Below are 22,218 nucleotides of genomic sequence, written 5' to 3'. Positions count from 1 at the left end.
GAACGCATAGTTTGCTAGGCTTATTGACAGGGCGGCAGCGGCTAACTATAATGAGTTTACAGGTACGCAAAGAAGCGGTGCAGCTTTTGCGTACCTGTTTTATTTTAGGAGGAAGTTATTATGCGAGAACAGCTGGACTTTATCAAAACCATTCAGCCATACTTTGTTATGGAAACATCCCGCTTTACTCAATTTGTGCTGGGGCAGTATGGTATTTCCCATTTTTATGAGTATGCAGCCGATCGGAATGGTCTGGATAGAGTGGTTGTTCCTGATGGCTGCATAGATATTATTTTTTCTTATGGCCGAAATGTTCTTGATTCCGACGTCTGCGGCACTGTACTGGAATATCGGCGGATGACAAGGAAAGCGTCTCAGGTTTATTTTGGCGTACGTTTTTTTTCGGGCTTTTGTCCACCGCTTATTGATGGCCGGTTTAAAGAGTTTGTGGGACGTGAAGTTAGTTTGCAAGAGGTTATAAAAGAACCAGCATTACTGGTAAATATGGTTACAGCGCGTAATTTTTCATCCCGCATTCAGACCTTTATGAAAGTTTATCAAAACTTTGCAGTAAAACCTACAGATAGCAGCATGGAAAGGCTGCTGCAGGCTGCAACAGCCATGATTTACAAATCGCACGGTGAAATCCGCATTAAAGAGTTGGAGGAACGCACGGGTTATACCGCGCGCTACATCAACAAACTATTTGATGAAGAAATTGGAATCAATCCTAAGAAACTTTGTCTGATTATTAAATTCCAGCGTCTATTGACGGCTTTGCATTCTCCGAAAGTTGGGACGATTGCTAAACTTGCAGCAGAGCATGGTTATTTTGATCAAGCGTACTTAATTAAGGAGTTTAGCAGATACACAAATATGACGCCGAAACAGTACTTTAGAATGATTCATGATTCGGGCTATAATGAGCGCGTAATCACCATCGGCGGCGTTGCAGGCTGATGCATGGGTAAATTGGCTATACTGCAGAGCTGTGAGCATGGATGCTTTAATAGCCATCCTTTTGTTCCGATTTTTACAATATAAAAAGATACGTGTATAGTATAATGATCGTGAAAGAAACAATAGCTAACAGCATATGCGAAAAGGTAGACCTCAAGCATTTTCCGACTGCACAATGATGTGCACGGAAAAGTTTGAGGTCTTTGTGTTTCTTTCGGGATAATATCTGGCAGCAATAAGGGGAGGATAATTATGACCACACAATCAAATCTAAAAGGTATTCTGAATACGAAAGATATGGTTATTTATGGTTTAGTCTTTATGATCCCACTGGCACCGGCGGCAATGTATGGCACCTATCTTGGCCCATCTAGTGGGATGGTGGCTCTCTGCTATTTAATTGGGATGGTGGCGATGTTATTTACAGGATTAAGTTATCGTATAATGTCCAAAAAGTATCCGTTTGCGGGTTCGGTTTATCTTTATGTACAAAAAAGTTTGTCTCCTCATCTTGGCTTTTTGACCGGATGGTCCATTTTATTAGATTATTTTTTAATGCCTGCAACGGTTGTTATTATTGGCAGCTCATTTGGAAATTCCCTGATTCCGGATATTCCTCTTTGGGCTTGGTCACTGTTTTTTATTTTGTTCAGTACAATTACGAATATTTTGGGGGTCGAATGGCTGTCCAAGTGCAGTTGGGTCTTATTTGTACTGCAAATATTGGTTTTAATTGCATTTGTTATTTGTACTATTCAAGTGCTTGTTAATCATACTATTCACTTTAACACAATTTCACTTTATAATCCTGATGGGTTCCAAATTTCTGGTGTTTTACAGGCCACAGGGATTGTTATTTTGAGTTATCTTGGCTTTGACGCTATCAGCACCCTTGCAGAGGAGGCAATTCATCCGGAGAAAACGGTTGGACGTGCTATTATTTGGTCCATTTTAATAAGTGGCATCATTTTTTTTCTGACTACTTTTCTTGCAGGAATGGTCTATCCGGATTATCAGACTTTAAATCCAGATACTGCATTTCTGGATGTTGTCAATTTTGTTGGTGGCAAGTGGCTTACAACCTTTACTACGATTATTTTAATTACATCTTTTGGTATGGCAACTTGTCAAACCTCTCATGCAGCGGTAGCCAGGATATTGTTCGCAATGGGGCGCGATGGTGTGTTACCTAAAGCAATGGGGCGTGTCAGTGTAAAGTTTCAGACTCCCTATGTGGCAATAGCGTTTGTCGGGGCAATTATTACTCCTATCTCATTGCTTTGTTCACTGGACACGATTGCTACCATGGTTAGTTTTGGGGCATTGGTTGGATTTATTATGCTCAATTTTTCGATCATATGGAAATTTTATATCAAGGATAGGAAACTGCGTAGTGAAAAATCGGCTGCTTGGAAATATTTATTGTTACCGTTGATTGGACTCGCTGTTACTATGGGGATTTTTGTTAATCTTGATATGGAAGCGCATATAGTCGGTTTTTCCTGGCTTGCATTTGGCATTGGTTACTTATTTTTGGTTACCAGAGGCTTTAGTAATCCAGTACCTCAGATGGAATTAGGATAATTTTGCGGTAAGGTAACAGGGTTCATCTGGAGGATGGACTAGGAGTACGGTGTTTAGTGTGCTGATTCAAATAAGAGAAAGCGGCTGTTTGTCTAACAAATTGGACAAACAGCCGCTTTTGTCATTATCGGCTAAAGCCGATAACAAAAAAGCGAACAAAAATATGTTCGCTTCAAATGTAATATTTTTTATTGACTTTCAGGTTGATTATTGATATTATAAAGTTTACAACAATAATCACAAATAATTAATAATATCAATCAAACTATATCATAATTATCTATTGCTGTCAACAGTTTATTTCGGGAAAATTCTTTGAAATAGTATTTTCATGGAGGTGACCTAAAAGTGGCATTTGAAATTATGGGTGTATATTCATCGTTGATATTAAAACAGGCAGTAGCGGAAATAGAAAAATCTAATGCTTTTACCAGCCAGTTCGGATTAACTCTGTCCCACCATGATGCTGTTGAACTTGTTGAAACGCGCGAACTTGCTTTGAAGAGTAACGGACGAATCGAATTCGGAGGTGGTATCATCAATAAAATAATCAAGAAATTTTGTGATTCCCCTTATATTTCGATGCACAATTACGCCGAAACACTGCACGAGCTTACCGAAATATTTTATTTTTACAAAAATGAAACGCTAGATTTACTGAATGATGAAGAGTTGTTAAAGTTTATGAAAGACAGCTTTGACGGCAAATGTCAGGGATCAATAGAATTGCTTGCTGGAAGAGAGCTGGCTAATATGGCGCGTAATTTACGCTGCGGTTACGCTTTGGATTATTTGGAAAAATTGGCAAATGATGAGGTGGATGAAAATGACGAATATTGAAAAGCAACATATTATTAACGAAAATAATCTGAGCGCTGAATTCTATTTTACTTCACTTCTGCAAGAGACCTTTGCCTGTGGAATTTTATCTGAATCCAATATCGAAAAGATCCAGACGCAATGCCTGGAATTTTTGTCATTTAAAAGTGAGAGATACAACGGCGGTGAAAGTAGTTCGATAAGGGTGGAAGTTGCCGAAAACATTATGAAATCCAACCTTTACACTATCGGATTGTACTTAAAATCCTGGCCCGATGCTGACCGTGCTGTCAGTGCACTTAAAACTGTAACGATCCCTGAAATGTATCAAAAAGGCCGGGAAATCATCGATGACAAACTTCAAGCCGCAAAGCACAGCTATAAACTAGCTCAAGATAATAAACTGTACACCATAAACTATACCTATAATGCAACAATTAACGATAGTGGTATTGGAATCTTTTTTAAAGAATATAATCCAGATTATGAAGCTCACGAGTTTCCTGCATCCATTGATTATCAACTTTGTAATCCTGTTACTGATTTGGTGGGAGTTGAGTTTATTGAAAAATATCTTGAAAACTTATTTCTAGAAAATGAATTTTGCAATAATTTTGCAGCAGAGGATATCCATCATCTGCTTTGTGGATATGATGAGGGATATCAGGATTTGCTGATTAATATCTTTGAGCATGTTTTGACGGCAGCATTGGGCTGCTTGCTTGCTCGCCATAACGTGGTAAAATTAGATATTTCTACGGATGAAATTCAACTTCTGTATAATGAGTTGTCAACGTATAATGATCATTCACTGGCTTTGGCGGTTTATAAGGCTTCTGAGCAAGTATTCGAAGAACTTAATATTACAAGTCCTTCACTTCGGAGGTACATCGAAAAAAGCCTGCCCCAAATCACATCGAATATCGCGCAGGCAATCAAGACGAATAATCTTCACAAAGTCTTTGTATCTCCGTTCAATCCAGACTTAAAGCCCAGAATTAAGTTTTCATCCGGAGTGAAGATGGCCGATGAAGACTACCGGAATTTGATTGACGAATTGTTATTATGCCGATATTCACCGGATAAACTGGGGCTTATAAAGGAAAGAGTAAAATCCTTCGATGATTTGGAAGATATATTGTTTGATGCACACTTAAGCGGAGAAGAAATCAATTTGGTGTTTAGTGTTCTTGAAGATGTTGAGATTGCCGCACTCGTTAGCAGGCACCCATTCATATCGGATATTCAAGCGGTGGATTTGTCCGAAGCTGAACAGTCATTAAGGTTATATCTAAAAAACTATATTGACCGGCTTCCTCCCGATAGGCAAGAACAGGTTTTTGAAATAATGGCTCGTCTCGAAGAATCCATAGTTTAGTGTAGCCGATCCAAGTGTTTGCGGTACCTGCCCTTTGGGTATGAATGAGAAGGTATTCAGTGAACTGTGGCGAAGAAATATGGTAATTACCGTTTAATGGTTGGTTACACCCTGTTTGACAATTGATGCCATAGTATTATAATAAAGATGATTTTTTCGCAAAAGGAGGCCAAGAGTGATGACTGCTTTTTATCAAAGTTTACCGCGTGATGCAAAATCACCTATTTTTGTAGTTCGCTTAGCGCTGGATGGGATAGGTATGCCCTTTTTTAGAAAAGTGTATAGGAAAACCAACGTTGGAGCTCTTGACTGTATATAGCATAACTTATTTCATTATGTGAACAAAACGGGAAGACGCCGATTGGGCGTCTTTTTCTTTTTTAGGTGCAAAGTTGAGTTGCATTTTATAGAAGATATAATCAAGGAGGTAAAAAACATATGAAGACAGATTTTCACGCAATTGACCTGGAAAAATGGCCAAGAGCACAAACATATAATTATTTTACAGAAACAGTATCAACGCTTATTTATTCTATCAACGTAACAATGGACGTCGCAATCCTTAGAAATACATTAAAAAGCAAAGACTTGAAATTTTTTCCTGCATATCTTTACCTGGTGACCAGAGCTATTAGAAGACAACAAGAATTCCTTATGGCAATTCAAGATGATATGTTAGGATATTGGGATTGTCGAACTCCCTTTTATCCGATATTGCATGATGATGATAAAACAATAACATTTCTTTGGACAGAGTATGATGAAAATTTTGAGGTGTTTTATAAAAATTATCTTTCAGATATGGCACAGCATGGAAAAATTCATGGTATTATGTCATCAAAGGGAGCGCCACCTTCTAACAACTATATCATAGCTTGTGTTCCGTGGTTTACCTTTAATAGTTTATCTATGCATTTGCAAAATGCAAAGAATTATTATGCACCACTTTTTGAAGCCGGCGGATTTACTGAAACGAATGGTATAACTACGATGCCTTTGTCTATTACAGTTAATCATGCTGCAGTGGATGGCTACCATCTAAAGGTACTTTTAGAGGAATTGCAAAGAACAATGAACCATCCTGAAGAGTGGCTGTAATTGACTTTACTTGCTGCAGTTTTTTTAGGAGAATGGAGATTTTCGTGGCGTTGTGGTATCAGCATGGGCAAGTATGGTTAGTCTGGGACCAACTGAGATTCTTTTGGACCACAACTGTACATTCTCTTATATCATGACTTAAAAATAGAAAAGTGATATACTCGTCATATAATAGATCTGCGCTCATACAGACTAAAAGCTTGACTGGCAAATAGGGCCCAGCTTACGGGAGAGTATCGAGGCAATACCGTCGTATAGCAAGATATAATGGAAAGGAAATTATTATGAATTCAATACTCTTTGTAGCTCCTTTTGGAGAATTAGCAGGACTGGCTGAAACAGTGATCAAGAAAATGGGACTGTCTATACAAGTTATTGTTGCCTCCAATGAAAGCGCAGTTACTGCCGTTAAGTCCTATCCTGAAAAAACGATATTGATCAGCCGCGGTGGCACAGCTTATGACCTGAGAAAATTGCCGGAACGGACCGTCGTAGAAGTAAGTGCTTCTTTTAGCGATATACTGCCTACGTTGGAAGAAGCCATATTTTCCGGTTATAAAAAGATTGGCATCGTGACCAATGATAACATCATCGATAACATCGTAAAGGACTTTTCTTTTGACAGTGTGAGCGTATGGCATCGGCCATGTAAAAATCATGCGGAGATACGGAATATGATTGCTAAACTGCATGATGAGGGTGTTCAGTATATTATTGGATGCCATCAGGCTGTGAAAAAGGCGCAGGAATTACACTTGGCAAACGCCTATATCAACTCCGGTAAATTGTCTATCGTGAAGGCAATTAACGAGGCCTTGAAAATCGAGCAGACAAAAAAAATGGCGCAATTCCAAATGGAACGTGTGAATGCTGTTATCAACAATATTCAAGAAGGCATTATTATTTTTGAACAAAATCATGAACCGGTATTTTTCAATACGCTGGCTAATAACGTATTTAATGAAGAATCCAAAGATGACTGGTATGAACGGATATTGAATCAGTCTCCGAATTTTGGCGAGAGCAAACTGATAACGATAGGGGATAATAAGGTATTAATGAAAGGCATTCCTTTGGATATCAATGATAATAAGAACGATGTGTTTATTTTTCAGGAAGTTAGTAATATAGAGAAACAGGAACGTGAGGTTCGGTTATCAACATATCACAAAGGATTCTATGCTAAAGCCCATTTTAGCAATATCTTTACAGCTTCGCTTAGAATGAAATCAATTCTCGAACGGGCGGAAAAATTTGCCAAGACTGATTCCAATGTGCTGATTTATGGCGATACGGGCACCGGAAAGGAAGGTATTGCCCAAAGTATTCATAATGCGAGCCGACGGGCTGCTCAGCCTTTTGTTTCTGTCAATTGTGCTTCTTTACCGCCAGGCCTTGTTGAAAGCGAATTATTCGGGTATGTTGACGGAGCTTTTACGGGAGCTCGCCGCTCCGGCAAACCTGGGCTCTTTGAAATGGCCCATCAGGGAACGATTTTTCTCGATGAGATTGGCGAATTGCCCTTAGATATTCAGGGACGACTACTACGGGTGTTGCAGGAAAAAGAAGTCATGCGTATTGGCGATGATAAGATCATTCCTCTCGACATACGGGTTATATGTGCGACAAATAAAAATTTGCATACATTGACGAAGGAAGGAAAATTCCGGTATGATCTGTATTACCGTATCAATGTACTGCGCATCAAGCTGCCGTCGTTGAAGGAGCGTCGCGAAGACATCTTGCCCCTTCTCGAATTTTATCTTCAGCAATTCAGTCATCATGAGAAACGTATTCACATCACGCCTGCAGCGAGAGAAAAATTTTTGCAATATCAATGGCCTGGTAATATACGTGAATTGAAAAATGTGGCAGAGGTACTTGCTTTTGATAATGCCGACATTACTCCCCGGCAATTAGACGATTTGCTGGAGAATGACGAAATACAAGAAACATCTGTTATGGATAGCGACAATGATACCATTACCTTTTCAGCCGATATGTCTTTTAAAGATATGGAAAAAGAAATATTGGCCCAGCTCATGGAAAAACATACTCCGGAAGAAGTCTGCGCCAGGCTGGGCATCAGCCGGGTGACCTTATGGCGTAAAACAAATGGTGTTCAGAAAAGAAAAATATGAAATTCAAAAATGAAACAAATAGTGACAATTAAGTGAAAACCCATTGAAAAAAATCCGTTGAATTTTTTTCAATGGGTTTTTTTATTTTTTAAATACCGTAAATATAGCGACATTAGATAATAAAAATTGCGAATTTTTATGAATCGAAAGATGATTGGCATAAAAATTGCAGACATATATTGGTGTCCGGAACAGATTTATTTTATAGCAGAAGCTGTAGCTTTTTTGATTTAATAATATTCGTAAGCAGAAAGGTGTGTATCAATATGAAAACAATCATCATCAACCATCCTGGTGAGGTGGAAATTATAGAAACGGAAAAGCCGTCTGCCAAACCGGGTGAAGCCTTGCTAAAGGTATTGTATGGCGGCATTTGTGGCAGTGATTTGGGAACCTATCGTGGAACCTTTGCGTATGCCGATTATCCCCGTATTCCCGGTCATGAATTTTCTGCAGAAATTATTGAAATTGGCCCCAATGACAAGGGATTAAAGCCAGGAATGATCGTTACGTGCAATCCCTATTTTAATTGCACGAAATGCTATTCTTGCCAGCGGGGGCTGTTGAACTGCTGCGAACATAATGAAACGCTGGGGGCGCAGCGGGACGGGGCATTTTCCGAATATATTACTATGTCGGTTGAACGAATCTATGACGGCAAAGGATTGCCTGCGAAAACGTTGGCATTGATTGAACCATTCTGTATTAGCTATCATGGCGTAAGTCGTGCTCACATCAAACAAGGGGACAAAGTCCTTGTTATCGGTGCTGGAACAATCGGCGTGCTGGCAGCGGTGGCGGCCAAATCCAAAGGAGGCGAAGTGTACATTGCCGATATTGCTCCCCAGAAAGTGGAGTATGCGGTCAAAACGTTCGGCTTGGCTGGCGGAATCTTTAATGATTCAACCGACAACTTCGTACAAAAATGCATGGATACGATCCATGGAAACGGGTTTGATGTAGCCATTGAAGCGGTCGGTATGCCCGGGACTTTCCAGAACTGCATTGATGTGGCGGCTTTTGGCGGTAAAATAGTTCTTATCGGCGTAGGCAAAAAAAATCTCGATTTTAACTTTACGTTGTTGCAGAAGAAGGAATTGAATGTATTTGGCTCCCGCAATGCACTGAAAGAGGATTTCCTGGAATTAATCGACTTGGTCAAAAACGGTACCGTTGATTTGCAAAAAATTATTACAAATACCTACAAGTTTGACGATGCGGCTAAGGCTTTTGAGGAGTTTGATAAAAACGCAGCGAACATGTTGAAGGTAATGATTGAATTTTAGGTGTCGCCAAGCAATTTGAAGAAGAAAGATTGAAGGGAGATACATTTGTATGAAAAATGTAAGTGAATTATATAAAAGAACGCCCCGTCCGATCAAAGTGATGCAGTTTGGGGAAGGAAATTTTCTGCGTGCTTTTGTCGATTACGGCATTGATGTTGCCAATGAAGAATTGGGCTTTAACAGCAATGTGGCCATCATCGTTCCGATTCCGAATAAGCCGGCTGGTTTTGCCAAACAGGACAACATCTACACGGTATGCCTGCGCGGCCAGAAAGATGGCAAGCCGTACAAGGAAAACCGCGTTGTCACCTGCGTGGAAAAAGTCTTGGGCGCTTACGAAGACTATGAAGAATTCATGGCTCTGGCTCATCTTGACACGCTCGAATTCATCGTTTCTAACACGACCGAAGCCGGTATTGTTTTTGAAAGTGGCGACAAGCTGGAAGACTGCCCGCCGAAGACCTACCCGGCTAAATTGACGAAGTTTTTATATGAACGGTACACATTCTATCAGGGTGCGGCAGACAAGGCGTTGACCATGCTGCCAGTCGAACTGATTGAAAAGAACGGCGAAAATCTGAAAAAATGCGTTTCCCAGTATGCCGATCTGTGGCACCTGGAAGGCGGCTTCAAAACCTGGTTGGAAAGGGACTGCATCTTTGCCGGCACTCTCGTAGACCGGATCGTTACAGGCTATCCCCGTCAGGAGGCTGCTGATCTGTGCCAGGAACTAGGCTACGAAGATGAACTCCTGGATAAAGCCGAACCGTTCGGACTCTGGGTTATTGGCGATGCGCGCGTAGCGGAAAAGCTTAAGGTTTCTTCATCTAAATGGGATGTTGAATTTACGGATCAGTTGGAAATCTTCAAAGAACGGAAAGTACGTATTTTGAACGGTGCTCATACGTCTATGGTGCTTGGCGCCTACCTGGCAGGGATGGATTATGTTGGCCAGTGTATGGCGGATCCGGTCATCCGTACGCAGCTCGATCAGTCCGTATTCGGCGAAATTGTGCCGACGGTCCACATGCCGCAGGAAAAAGCGGAAGCATTTGCTAAAGCAGTATTCGAACGGTTTGAAAATCCGTTTGTTAAACATGCGCTTCTGTCCATTTCTTTGAACTCTATCTCTAAGTGGCGGGCTCGCGTACTGCCGAGCTTTAAGGACAGTCTTGCCAAAACGGGCAAACTGCCAAAATGGCTGACCTATTCTTTTGCTGCACTCCTGGCCTTCTATGGCACGGAAAAAGCCGGCGACAACTGTCTTATCGGCGAACGCGGCACGGATACCTATGAAATCCATGACGATGCGGATAAACTGGAATTTATTCGCCAGCATGCCGGTCTGTCCACGGCAGAATATGCTAAGGCCGTTATGAGCCAGGTCAATTTCTGGGGTGAAGACCTGACAACGATCGCCGGCTTTGCCGATGCTGTCATCGCGCATCTCGACCATATGGCCGAAGTAGGTGCCAAAACACACATTGAAGAACTTGGCAAACAAGCCTGAGGAGAACGGTATGAAGAAGATATGCAAAATTAATCCCAAAGACAATGTTGCTGTTGCCGTCGATCGTATCGCCAAGGGCGATACGATCACGGTGAACAGCCAGACAATCATTGTGCGGGAAGATATTCCCGCAGGGCACAAGGTCGCTGTCTGTGATATTGCTCAGGAGGCGGACGTCGTCAAATATGGTTTTCCAATCGGGATGGCGAAGATGGCGATTATCCAGGGCAGCTGGGTGCATACGCACAATGTCAGGAGCAAGCTTGGCAGTCTCTTGGAGTACACGTATGAACCGGAAAAGGCGGACCGGGAAGAATTGGCAGGTAGTAAGCACTATGAATTCCTGGGCTACCCGCGTTCGGATGGTACGGTAGGCGTCCGCAACGAAGTGTGGATCATCCCGACGGTTGGCTGTGTCAACGGTATCGCCCGGGCTATTGAGGAACAGGCCCAGACTTATAAGACGGAACACATTGACGGCATCTATGCGTACAGCCATCCTCATGGCTGTTCCCAGTTGGGTGATGACCAGCTGAACATGCAGAAAATCCTGAGCGGTCTGGTACACAACCCCAACGCCGGTGCCGTCCTTGTACTGGGGCTTGGCTGTGAAAACAACCAGATTTCTCTCCTGAAGGAAGTGCTTGGTGACTATGATGCACAGCGGGTGCAATTTCTTGTCTGCCAGGAAGTAGAAGATGAAATCGCAGTGGGTACGGCAATCGTGAAGGAATTGTGTGCTTATGCTAACCAGTTTTACCGCCAGACCTGTGATGCATCGCAGCTGACGATCGGCCTGAAATGCGGCGGTTCCGACGGCTTTTCCGGAATTACGGCCAATCCCTTGGTCGGAGAAATTTCCAACCGGCTCATCGCTGCCGGCGGTACCTCGATTTTGACGGAAGTGCCGGAAATGTTCGGTGCCGAAACCTTGCTCATGAACCGGGCACGTAATGAGGAGGTGTTCCGCAAGACCGAATTACTTATCAATAACTTCAAGGAATACTTCATGCGTTACGGCGAAAAAGTCGATGAAAATCCATCGCCAGGCAATAAAGCCGGCGGAATTACAACGCTGGAAGATAAATCGCTGGGGTGCGTGCAAAAAGGCGGCCGGGCGATCGTGGAAGACGTATTGGATTATGGCGGCCAGGCTGTAAAAAAAGGCCTGAATCTGCTGCAGGCACCTGGCAACGACTTGGTGGCAGCCAATGCGCTGGCGGCAGCGGGAGCCCATCTGGTATTGTTTACGACTGGAAGGGGTACGCCCTTTGCCTGTCCGGTGCCGACGATCAAGGTGGCGAGCAACAGCTATTTGGCTGGGTTCAAGAAGAATTGGGTCGATTTTGATGCCGGCTCGCTGGTACACGGAGAAACGATGGATGAAGCGGCAAAACGGTTTTTCCAATATATCCTCGACGTGGCGTCGGGAAAGGAACATGCCAAATCAGAAAAACTGGATAAGCATGAACTAGCTATTTTCAAAGACGGCGTAATATTATAAATCGCCATATTATGCGTGCTCATTGGTGGCAAGGATAGAATAAAAAGAAGGTTTCCAATTGTAGAATATAGAGGATCCAGTAATTTAAGGAAAATTAAGGGTGGTTGTAAAAATGCCAACTGAAATAAAGCATTGGTAGAGAGGAAGATGGCATGTCTGTCAGTATGTTGACAATGATCGAATTGGCTGGTATAATTTTAATTCCGAAATGCGTGAGGCGAACCATGTTGGTTTGAATCGGATTCCGGAACCGAATAATAACAACTGATAATTAGTTGACATAAGTTAAGTAATCTGATACAATAGGAAATCCAGAATGGCGATATGGCCAAGTGGTAAGGCTAAGGTTCGCAAGACCTTAATTCCCTAGTTCGAATCTGGGTGTCGCCTCCAATGTTTGCCTGAAATGAAATGTTATCTTAGCTATGTCCATACAAAGAGACGGCATTTTGGGCTCCGGTAAAAATCCAGTCAGCTTTAGAAACGGAAAATTGCGGTACTGCGTTAGGCAGTATTGAGGAAAGTCCAGACTGCCACGACCTGTGATGGCCGTAATGTTCGTGCCCATCGCAAGATGGGGCAGAGCTTAGCTCTGACGACGATGAAATCGACTCACGTAGTTGAAAGTAATCATAAAGTGCACAGAGAGTGAGTAGGTTGGTGACAACCTAGTGAAAAGCGGTAAACTCCACGAGGCAGAAACCCAAATTTCGGTAGGGGAGCTTCCTGTAGGGAATACGAACCAAAAGGAAGAACGCTGTATTAGCGTTAGATAGATAATTTTCTAAAACAGAAACTGGCTTATGGTTTCTAAAGAAGGCTGTTTTGATATAGAGACTCCGTAGCTCAGCTGGATAGAGCGTTTGACTTCGAATCAAAGGGTCGCAGGTTCGAATCCTGCCGGGGCCACCAACTTTCTTATAAACGGGCGATTAGCTCAGCTGGGAGAGCGCCTGCCTTACAAGCAGGATGTCGGCGGTTCGATCCCGTCATCGCCCACCAAAATTTCTAGATAACGTGTCCTGTCACGGCGAAGATCGTTGATCCAAATCTGATCAGGTTCGTCATAATATAGTCATGCGGAAGTAGCTCAGTGGTAGAGCATCGCCTTGCCAAGGCGAGGGTCGCGAGTTCGAATCTCGTTTTCCGCTCCATAAAATTAACGGCAAACCAAATCGTAAAGAGGCTGTCTCGAAATAGGTTTTTTAACACCTGTTTGAGGCAGCTTTTTTTGTATGGTTCGTCCTCCTTTTCCCTGAATTCCCTCTCCCGCCTGATGATCGCAGTTGCATGGGCGATTAGGGCATTAATCACAAGGTTATCCACAACTATAGGTACGAAACATTGGGTTATAAACAGGCTTATCCACATTATCCACAATGCCAAGTAAAACAGCATTGTGGATATGTGGATAAAAATACAGCGCTGCATACTGGATTAGCCTTGGGAAAAGAGTGCATCCGTAGAGTGGACAGTCAATGGGATTTTTCAATTTATGATTCTTGAAAGAGGAATTTAGGCGAAAAATCGGGAAATAAGTCAAGATTGACTGTTTTATTTGATTATAAGGAATTTTATTTGTCTATGCTGATTGTAAAATAGCTGCTGAAATTAAGGATGATACAGAACAAGGAGAACTTTGATGGATGATAAATGTTTAAAAGCCATTCCAGAAACAACTTATTTATCAGCTGGAAATGTGCGGCGCTACCGGGGAATTTTGCACTATTTTTATGTTCAGCATGAAAAAATGCGTCAATACCTCTTCCCTGAAGATGTTTATCAGTATTTGAGACAGGATGAAGTTTTTGCCGATTATACGGAAGATGAGTTGCAGCAGGATTTGAAGCAGCTTGTGGAATGGAAAAATCTTATTCCACGTCAGGAAACAGGCCGCGTGATGACAATAGAAGATTTTAAACGAAAAAAATTCCGTTATCAGTGTACGCCTTATACAGTGGAAATTGAGCGCATGGTTGAGCATCTTTATGAAATAGGTAATTCTTTTGGCGGATCACTGGAAACGACGATGTTCGACAGATTGTTTCAGTCCCTGTCACGATTTCAGGAGGAGGCTAAAACCGGACAGGGATCAGAACTGAATCAGGCCTGGGAAGATGTGTATTCGTATTTTAAAAAGATCGTACAAAGTGCTTCTGATTATTTAGCCCATTTGAAAAGTGAGAAAGTAGAAGAACGGATGATGACCGAGGCTTTTCTGGTTTATAAAGATTCCTTTGCCGATTATTTGCGTAAATTCATTTTAGGTTTGCAGCAGGTTTCTTATAATATTGAAAGCATTTTGCGTAATTTTGAAACGGAGGTTTTTGAGCGGGCCGCACAGGAGCTTGCCAGTTATCAGCTGTCGATTCCGCGACTGGAGGAAACGTTGAGTCATGAGGAATTTGTACTCAAGTATCAGGACCAGTGGCAAAGCTTGCGGGACTGGTTTTTGGGTATTCCGGGCCGGGCCAGTGAACTGACATCATTGGAAAATGAAACAACAGAAACGATTCGCCGCATTACCCGCTTTGTACAGCGAATTGGTGAGAAGCAGCAAAATGTACGCAATCGTTATAAGGATTATCTTCATCTTGCCACCTGGTTTGCACAAGAGAACAGCATTGCTGAGGCGCATGCCCTGTCGGCAATGCTGTTTGGCTTGTCTCAGGTCCGGCATGTTTTTGCCGATCAGGCGGAAAGTGAAAATATGTACCAGTCGGTCTGGCAAGTGGCTCCTATGAAGATTACGGTGAAACCGCGTACAAATACTTATCGGGAGAAACGGCGTCCAGGGGCTGTTATAGGACGCGCGGCGGAGAAAACTGCTGCTTTGGAGCAGTACTTGGCTGAACGGCGCCGGGAGCAGGAACTGATTGACTCCATCATTGAGAACAACCGGATTGTCATCGCTCAGTTGCCTGTGCAGGAACCGTTTATTCGGAAAACTTTGTTGGCGTGGATCGGTAAATGTATGGCTAGTCAAAATCACACCGCGAAGACGGAACAGGGCCGGCAAATTCGTCTGGTCAGGCAAAGTGATGCTTCGATTACCTTGACGTGTTTAGATGGCCGGCTGACGTTGCCTGATTTTGTTATTGAAGTATTATCCTAGCGGAGGGGTACGTAATGCAACAGGAAAAAATATTAACTTTTGACGATACGGATCGGGAAACAGCGGCTCAATTGCTTGAAAAATATTGGGTGATTCGGGACAGGGAGCCTGAACTGTATCAGCAAATTCGTGAGCGGGAACAGATGCTGCGCAATTACTTTTTCGATAAATGCGGTTTTTATCTCTTGGTTCATAAGGATTTTGCCAAACTTGAAAAAATTCCGGATCAAGCCGAAAGCTGGATGGGCTTTTCCGAATTGGAAAAACCCCGGGACTATGCCTTGCTGTGTTGTCTGCTGGCGTATCTTGAAAATAAAAGTATTGATGAACAGTTTCTGCTGAGCGATTTGTGTGAGGCGTTACCTGTCTTGTATCCGGTTAACGATGAGACGGACGACTCGGAAATCAACTGGGAAAGTTATGAATGGCGCCGGACTCTTGTTCGTGTCTTGAGTTTTGCCTGTGATCAGGCTATCTTGAGCCGGGTGGACGGAGAAATAGGCGGTTTTTCCGGCAGTCAGGAACAGGAAGTATTGTTTGAGGTGCCGAGTCTGTCCCGCTATTTTCTGCGTTCTTATCCCAAGGATTTATTTCAGTATGCCGATAAGAATGAACTGATTCAAGCCGAACGGGCCGATGATGAGAATCAGAAAACCGGCCGGACGCGCCGTAATCGTATTTATCGTCAATTGTTATTGACGCCTTCTTATGATAAGGGGGAGGCTCAGGAGGACGACTTTTTGTATTTGCGCAATCGGCGCAATCGTCTGCTCGATGATATTGCTGCTCATACGTTGTTTGCGTTTGAATTATATGAACAGGTGGCCATGCTTACCTTACCGGAAAAACGGGTTTTTGCGACCGTGTTTCCTGATCAGCGGGCTGTATCTGATGTGCTGCTTCACTTTGCCCGCTATGTTCGGGCCACGGTAGAAGATGGCGTGAATGTGCCGACAACGGAAGGCCGGGTGATTTTGACGCCTGCTGAATTTGAGCGGCTGCTGCTTCTTTGCAAAGAACAGACCGATCATGGCTGGAGCAAGGAAGTGCGCACATGGTCGTTAGCTAAATTATCACAGCAAGTTCTTCAGGAACTCGTTGAGTGGAAGTTTGCTCATATTGAGGAAGAAACAGGCATGGTTTGTTTGCGTCCTTCTCTGGCACGGGCCGTGGGGCAATATCCAAAAGATTATCGACAGGGAGTGGACGGGCATGGGAATGAATAAATGGCAAATCAATCGGGCCGGGTTGTTTAATTTTTGGTACTACGATCAGGGAGAATTCCAATTTTCCGCTGGCAAATTGTTATTGCGCGGTTTAAATGGTTCGGGTAAATCGGTAACCATGCAGAGTCTGGTTACGGTGCTGCTTGACGGCAAAATTTCCGCTAACCGCCTGGACCCTTTCGGCTCACGTGACAGGCGGATGGAGGATTATTTATTGGGAGAACGGGATGTGGTGGACCGCGAGGAGCGGACAGGCTATCTTTATTTGGAATATAAGCGGCAAAATAGCGATCAGTATGTGACAACAGGTATTGGTCTGCGGGCTAAACGCGGATCAGCACTGGATTTTTGGGGCTTTATCGTGACAGACAGCCGGCGGGTGAATCGGGATCTTTTGCTGTATAAAACAGAATATAGCGCGGTGGACGGCAAGGAAGAAAAGATCCCTTTAACCCGTCCGGAGTTGGAGCGGCTGATTGGTACAGGCGGTCAGGTTGTTCGCAGTCAGCGTGAGTATATGAATCTCGTTAATAAATATGTTTTTGGCTTTTCTTCATTGGATGCTTATAAAGATTTGATGGAACTTTTGATTCAACTGCGCAGTCCGAAGTTGTCCAAGGATTTTAAACCCAGTGTCATTCATGAAATATTGACGGATTCGTTGCCGACATTAACGGAAGAAGAACTGAGACCCTTATCGGATGTTATTGAAAACATTGAGCAGACAAAACAGCAAATCGATCAATTGGAGCGGGACCGCAGTGCTTTGCAACGGCTGAGCCGCCAGTACGATGCTTATAATCTGTTTATTTTGGTTCAGAAGGCCGATGAACTCACCCGGGCCTCGCAGCGGTTCAATCGTTCCGAACAGTCCCGTCGTACTTGTTTGAAAGAACAGCAGGAAAAAGTCAGCCGATGTCATGAGCTTGCTGAAGATCTTACTGCGCTGGAGCGGCTGGAAGCTGTTTTGCGTCAGGAAGAAACAGAGCTCAAGGATCATGATGTGTTCAAAATGGAGAAACAAAAGCAGTCAGTCGCGGAAGAGGTAAGGGCTTTGAATCATTCGCTGACTCAAAATGGACAACGGCTGCAGGAGAAACAACGGAGTGAACAGCGTGAAAAGCAGCAAATGGCGGCGGCCGAACAGGCTGTGGATGCTGCCGAGAATGAGATGCTGGAGTGCATGGAGGATCTTGGCGGACTGGCATCGGAAGGGACTTATCAGGGTCATGCGTCTGCTGTGCGGGAATTTGAACGATCTTACGGACAAAAATATTCTTTTAAACTGTGGAAGCAGGAACTAACTGGTTATCAGCAAAAACTCAACCGTATCTTAGGCCAACTGCGGAATCTGACAGCTGCAAAAAAACAGCAGGAATTTGCCGGGAAAGAAGCGGATGAAGCCAGGCAGGCTTTTGATGAAGCCCGTGAGGCTGTCCGCCAGGCTGAAACAGCACTGTTTACAGCCAAAGAGGAATTACTGGGGCGGTTTTATCAATGGGTGAAAGAAGAACAGACGGTGTTACCCATGGAAGCGGAGGAAATCCGCAGTGCCACCTTAGCCTTGCAGAATTTGCCGGAAGAATCTTCCTGGCAGGATGTCCTCCAGTCTGTTGATGTTGCCTATCAGCGTCAGTATGGGCAGCATCTTACGGAAAGCCACCGGTTGCAGCAGAAAATGGAGCAGGCGGAGTCTGAAAAACAGGTGCTGCAAGCGGAACTTGCCGACTGGAAGGGTAAAAAAGACCCTGAACCATTCCGTCCGGCTGCTGTTATGGAAGCGCGGCAAAAACTTGCTGAGGATCATATTCCGGCGGTACCTTTTTATGCGGCTGTGGAATTTCAGCATCATGTACAGCCCAAGCAACGTGAGCGAATTGAAGCTGCTCTGACGGAAATGGGACTGCTTGATGCTTTGATTGTGCCTCATTCGGCCTGGAAGAGTCTGGACAAAGACGTGTACGATCAGGTGATTCACCCTGAGCCGGCCATACTTTCCGCTACGCTGGCTGATTATTTGGAACCCGCTTTATCCGGTTCGGCGGGAGTGACGGCTGGTGATGTTGATGAAGTGTTACGCAGTATTTTAATTGATGATACTATCAATTATTTATCAGATGCAGGTAGTGTACCTGTTTTATCTGTTTCTTACGGGTCTTATTGTAGTGGTCTTGTGACAGGCCGGGCTCCTTTGCAGGATGAGGCTAAATTTATTGGTTTTGAAGCCCGACATCAGTACCGGTTGCGGGAAATTGAACGGTTAGAGGAAGAACTGGCTGCTTATGACTGTACTTTGAGCCAACTTGCCACTGACAGGCGTTTTGTACAGGATGCCATCGACCATTTGCAGGCCGCTCGGGCTGGGCTACCGGCACCAGACGGGGTTTTGGCAGTTTATGATCAACTGAGGGAGAAAAGGCAGAACAGTCAGGTCCGTGACGAAGATTTGCATAAGAAAGATGCGCGTTATCGCGCTGCTGTTGACAAGAGTCGTTCTTTGTCCGCCCTGATTAAGCAGCAGGCCGGGGATATTTCACTGCTCCTTCAGGAAGAATTATTCGAGGCCGCTTTGGCGAGTCTGCGGGAGTATGAGAGATTTTTACATCAACTGGAACTTACGCATCAACGGTTTCAGGCTGACTGCAAAAATTTGGATCAGAGTAAAATCCGTCTGGCTGAAAACCAGGCGGATGTGGACCGTTTAAGAGGAGAACAACTGGTTCTTGAAGGAAACGTCAAAACCAAGCAACTGCAACTTGAAAATTTTACGCAGCGCTTGGCTGATCTTGGTGCTGAAAAAATTATGGAACGCAGTAATTTTGTGATCAGGCGGTTGGGGGAGCTGCCGACAGAGATTAAGCAGCTGGCAGAAGAACGTGCGCGCACAGAACTGGCGGCCGAGCAGCTTGCGGTTACGGCCTCTCAGCTTGCTGCCGAGTGTGAATTTTTTACTGAAATCGTTACCGTTTGGCAGCAGGCCTTTGATCAGGAAGCGCAGCTTCATTTGATTGACGGCGGTGAAACGCTTACGGCGGCGGAAGTGCTTAAGCAGCATGGCTCTGTGCTGAAAAATGATGATAGGGACAAAGCCACTACTAGGATCAGTGAAAGTTTTTACCGTGAGTTGTCGGTACTTATGGAATACCGGCTGACACTGGATGAGATTTTTTCCGATACGGTTCTTCCTGAAAAACTGACGGGTGTGGAAGATGAGAATTTAGCGCTTTACGTCGCTTCGTTACGGCAGAACATGCGCCGCCAACGTATTTTGCTGGAATATGACAGCCGTAAAGCAGCACCTGCCGTTGCCTTGAGTCTGATGGACAAGCAGATTGAAATGCAGAAGCTGATTCAATCTCAACAGGACCGGGAGCTTTATGAAGAAGTTATTTTGAACAGCATTGGTCGCGTGATCAGTAAGCGGATTCAAAATGCTGAGTTATGGGCCGGTAAGATGAATGATTTGATGTCGAAGCTGGATACATCAAGCAATTTGAGTTTTTCTCTCCGTTGGCGGCCGCTGACAGCGGATAACGATGAACAGCTGGATACGGAGGAACTTGTCGAATTATTGCGCAGTGATCATCGGCTGCTTAAAGAAGAGGATATGAATAAGCTTATTGCACATTTCCGTTCCCGCATTGATCAAGCTAAGGCGGCCGCTGTGGGGCAAGTTGTAACTTTTCAAAGGGCTATTCAGGAAGTTTTGGATTTTCGGCGCTGGTTTACTTTTACTCTGTATTATCGGCGTGGCGATTCACCTAAAAAGGAACTGACCAATAGTGCATTCGGCAAATTTAGCGGCGGCGAAAAAGCGATGGCTATGTATGTTCCACTGTTTTCGGCAGCGTATTCCCAATATCAAGGAGCCAGAGACGATGCACCGTATATCATTTCTTTGGATGAGGCTTTTGCCGGGGTCGATGAAAATAACATCAAAGAAATGTTTGATCTGGTGGAAAAACTCGGCTTTAACTATATTATGAATTCTCAGTCACTGTGGGGCGATTATGACACAGTGTCGCGGCTGGCTATTTATGAACTTGTTCGTCCGAAAAATGCTCCGTTTGTTACACTTGTTCCTTATTTGTGGGATGGAAAAACGCGTAGTTTGGCGGTAAATGAAGATGGCTGATGCACTGGCCGAAGCTATTCGCTATTTCCGGCAGGAAGCTGGTTTTTCCCGGCTTGTCCCGCTTTTGGCAAAAAAATATTGCAGTATCGGGCGTCTGGGGGGTACGGTTGTCTTAACAAATTTGAGCCATGAAGAGGCAGGTGCCTTTACGGCTTTTTTTCGCCGTTCCTATCAGACTGGACAAAAAGCGTCGATTGGGTTTGAACAATTTGTTCAGGCTTTGGAAAAGACAAGATTTTCAGGTGTTGATATTTTGGAGTTACTTGGAAATCTATGTGGTGCTTCGTTGGTCAGCAAGGCGGAACAAGCGGAGGCGGCTGCTCAGTTCCGGCGGCAATTCTGGCAGGATTTATGCAGTCAATATCGAAAGGGGCTTTGTCCGGTTTGGCTGGAGGCGGTGAGGGACAGACAGGTTGGTACACGGGCGGTTCATTTGGCGTTAGAGCATGACGTTCATCATTTTAAGGAAAATGTTCATTTGGTACTGCGTGCATTAACGGAACTGCCTGTTCAATACGAAAGACTGTCGGTATTTGCACGGCGGATTTGCGGTAATCCACATGTTTTTGACAGTCAGACCCCAGCGGGGAAATGGCTGCTTGATGCGCTAAAAGTACTTTCAGGTAGGCAGGCGCAAGATGATAAGTCGGCCGTAGAGGAAGAAAATGAGCGGCTCTATGCGTTTGGACTGTTACGAGACGATGTCTTGAATTTTATTACTTGTGCCGGACTGGCGGCAGCTACTGATGCGGATAAGAAGCAGGAGCTTCCTTATCTCAGGCAGGCCTGGGAGAATGGTTCGATGCTCAATATGCCGTTGCGTGAGTTGTTGAAGTGCCGCTATCTGTACGGTGCGCTCAAGTGCGGTGGTCCTGTTTTTATTGTAGAGAATTCCGGCGTGTTTTCGTCGTTGCTGGATTTATTTTATCAACAGACGGGATTTTTGCCGCCGCTGCTTTGTACACACGGCCAGTTTAAGCTGGCCTCCTGGGCGGCGGTGGAACGGTTGGCTGCTGCAGGCTGCTCCGTTCGGTATTCCGGCGATTTTGATCCCGAAGGCTTACTAATCGCTCAAAAACTGGTTGAACGCTATCCGGATCAAGCGCATTTTTGGCATTACGGACTGGCAGATTATGCTATTAGTTTGTCTCAGGTAAAACTTGACGATAGGCGGATTAAAAAACTGGATTCGGTTTACCATCCGGAACTTGCGGAGGTTGTTGCAGAGATGCGTCGATTGAAGTTAGCAGGTTACCAGGAGGCTTTGGTGGAATCGTTGAGTGAGGATATGCAAAAAATTAATCAAAAGAAGAAAGAGGACTGACAGCAGCGTGTCAGTTCTCTTTCTTCTTTATAAAGTTACGAATGTGGAATTTTATTGTAAGATGTTGACGGATAAAAGAGGAAAATTGTGTAAAAATGCGAAGATTACTTTAAAAGGGAAAAGATTGTCTAATGGATA

14 protein-coding genes, 4 tRNA genes and 1 other RNA gene are annotated in these 22,218 nt (G+C 44.1%); all 19 read left to right on the top strand.

All coding sequences use genetic code 11. The features are described from left to right. Positions 1-120 precede the first annotated feature (120 nt). On the top strand, positions 121-960 hold the full coding sequence (locus tag Ga0466249_RS09080; RefSeq protein ID WP_215829125.1) for a helix-turn-helix domain-containing protein: 840 nt from the start codon (positions 121-123) through the stop codon (positions 958-960). Positions 961-1,212: 252 nt separating this feature from the next. After that, complete coding sequence (locus tag Ga0466249_RS09075) at positions 1,213-2,544, top strand: APC family permease (RefSeq protein ID WP_215829124.1); 1,332 nt, start codon at positions 1,213-1,215, stop codon at positions 2,542-2,544. A gap of 348 nt (positions 2,545-2,892) precedes the next feature. After that, positions 2,893-3,384, top strand: coding sequence for a DUF6323 family protein (locus Ga0466249_RS09070; RefSeq protein ID WP_215829123.1), 492 nt, complete (start codon positions 2,893-2,895; stop codon positions 3,382-3,384). Continuing rightward, entirely contained in the window at positions 3,371-4,741 is a 1,371-nt protein-coding gene (locus Ga0466249_RS09065) for a DUF6179 domain-containing protein (RefSeq protein WP_215829122.1), read from the top strand. Before Ga0466249_RS09070 ends, Ga0466249_RS09065 begins: the two co-directional genes overlap by 14 nt. Before the next feature lie 175 nt (positions 4,742-4,916). Next, on the top strand, positions 4,917-5,060 hold the full coding sequence (locus Ga0466249_RS09060; protein WP_215829121.1) for a hypothetical protein: 144 nt from the start codon (positions 4,917-4,919) through the stop codon (positions 5,058-5,060). A gap of 119 nt (positions 5,061-5,179) precedes the next feature. After that, on the top strand, positions 5,180-5,839 hold the full coding sequence (locus Ga0466249_RS09055; RefSeq protein ID WP_215829120.1) for a CatA-like O-acetyltransferase: 660 nt from the start codon (positions 5,180-5,182) through the stop codon (positions 5,837-5,839). 284 nt (positions 5,840-6,123) lie between these two features. Continuing rightward, positions 6,124-7,980 (top strand): sigma 54-interacting transcriptional regulator, encoded by a 1,857-nt coding sequence (locus Ga0466249_RS09050; RefSeq protein ID WP_215829119.1) that lies wholly within the window; start codon positions 6,124-6,126, stop codon positions 7,978-7,980. A gap of 266 nt (positions 7,981-8,246) precedes the next feature. Then, the gene (locus Ga0466249_RS09045; protein ID WP_215829118.1) at positions 8,247-9,266 is read left to right on the top strand and encodes a zinc-binding alcohol dehydrogenase family protein; all 1,020 of its coding nucleotides are present in this window, start codon (positions 8,247-8,249) and stop codon (positions 9,264-9,266) included. Between the two features lie 49 nt (positions 9,267-9,315). Continuing rightward, positions 9,316-10,776: a tagaturonate reductase gene (locus Ga0466249_RS09040; RefSeq protein WP_215829117.1), complete on the top strand. Its 1,461-nt coding sequence runs from the start codon at positions 9,316-9,318 to the stop codon at positions 10,774-10,776. A gap of 10 nt (positions 10,777-10,786) precedes the next feature. After that, positions 10,787-12,280 (top strand): UxaA family hydrolase, encoded by a 1,494-nt coding sequence (locus tag Ga0466249_RS09035; RefSeq protein ID WP_215829116.1) that lies wholly within the window; start codon positions 10,787-10,789, stop codon positions 12,278-12,280. A gap of 318 nt (positions 12,281-12,598) precedes the next feature. Next, positions 12,599-12,673, top strand: a tRNA-Cys gene (locus tag Ga0466249_RS09030). 86 nt (positions 12,674-12,759) lie between these two features. Continuing rightward, an RNA gene (gene rnpB / locus Ga0466249_RS09025) (RNase P RNA component class B) lies at positions 12,760-13,089 on the top strand. 26 nt (positions 13,090-13,115) lie between these two features. Beyond that, a tRNA-Arg gene (locus Ga0466249_RS09020) sits at positions 13,116-13,192 on the top strand. A gap of 14 nt (positions 13,193-13,206) precedes the next feature. Beyond that, positions 13,207-13,282: transfer RNA gene (locus Ga0466249_RS09015), tRNA-Val, on the top strand. 77 nt (positions 13,283-13,359) lie between these two features. Further along, positions 13,360-13,434 (top strand) — tRNA-Gly (locus Ga0466249_RS09010). A 488-nt stretch (positions 13,435-13,922) separates the two neighbouring features. Continuing rightward, positions 13,923-15,395: a TIGR02677 family protein gene (locus Ga0466249_RS09005; RefSeq protein WP_215829115.1), complete on the top strand. Its 1,473-nt coding sequence runs from the start codon at positions 13,923-13,925 to the stop codon at positions 15,393-15,395. A 14-nt stretch (positions 15,396-15,409) separates the two neighbouring features. Further along, positions 15,410-16,621: a TIGR02678 family protein gene (locus Ga0466249_RS09000; RefSeq protein ID WP_215829114.1), complete on the top strand. Its 1,212-nt coding sequence runs from the start codon at positions 15,410-15,412 to the stop codon at positions 16,619-16,621. Next, the gene (locus tag Ga0466249_RS08995; protein ID WP_215829113.1) at positions 16,608-20,756 is read left to right on the top strand and encodes a TIGR02680 family protein; all 4,149 of its coding nucleotides are present in this window, start codon (positions 16,608-16,610) and stop codon (positions 20,754-20,756) included. The genes Ga0466249_RS09000 and Ga0466249_RS08995 overlap by 14 nt, the downstream gene beginning before the upstream one ends. Next, positions 20,749-22,080, top strand: a complete 1,332-nt coding sequence (locus Ga0466249_RS08990) for a TIGR02679 family protein (protein ID WP_215829112.1) — start codon at positions 20,749-20,751, stop codon at positions 22,078-22,080. Before Ga0466249_RS08995 ends, Ga0466249_RS08990 begins: the two co-directional genes overlap by 8 nt. Positions 22,081-22,218 lie beyond the last annotated feature (138 nt).

Origin of the sequence: Pelorhabdus rhamnosifermentans (genome assembly GCF_018835585.1) — a bacterium.
Taxonomy (GTDB): Bacteria; Bacillota; Negativicutes; order UMGS1260; family UMGS1260; genus Pelorhabdus; species Pelorhabdus rhamnosifermentans.
Note: the sequence above shows the minus strand (reverse complement) of the source record. Positions and strands in the feature narration are given on the sequence as shown.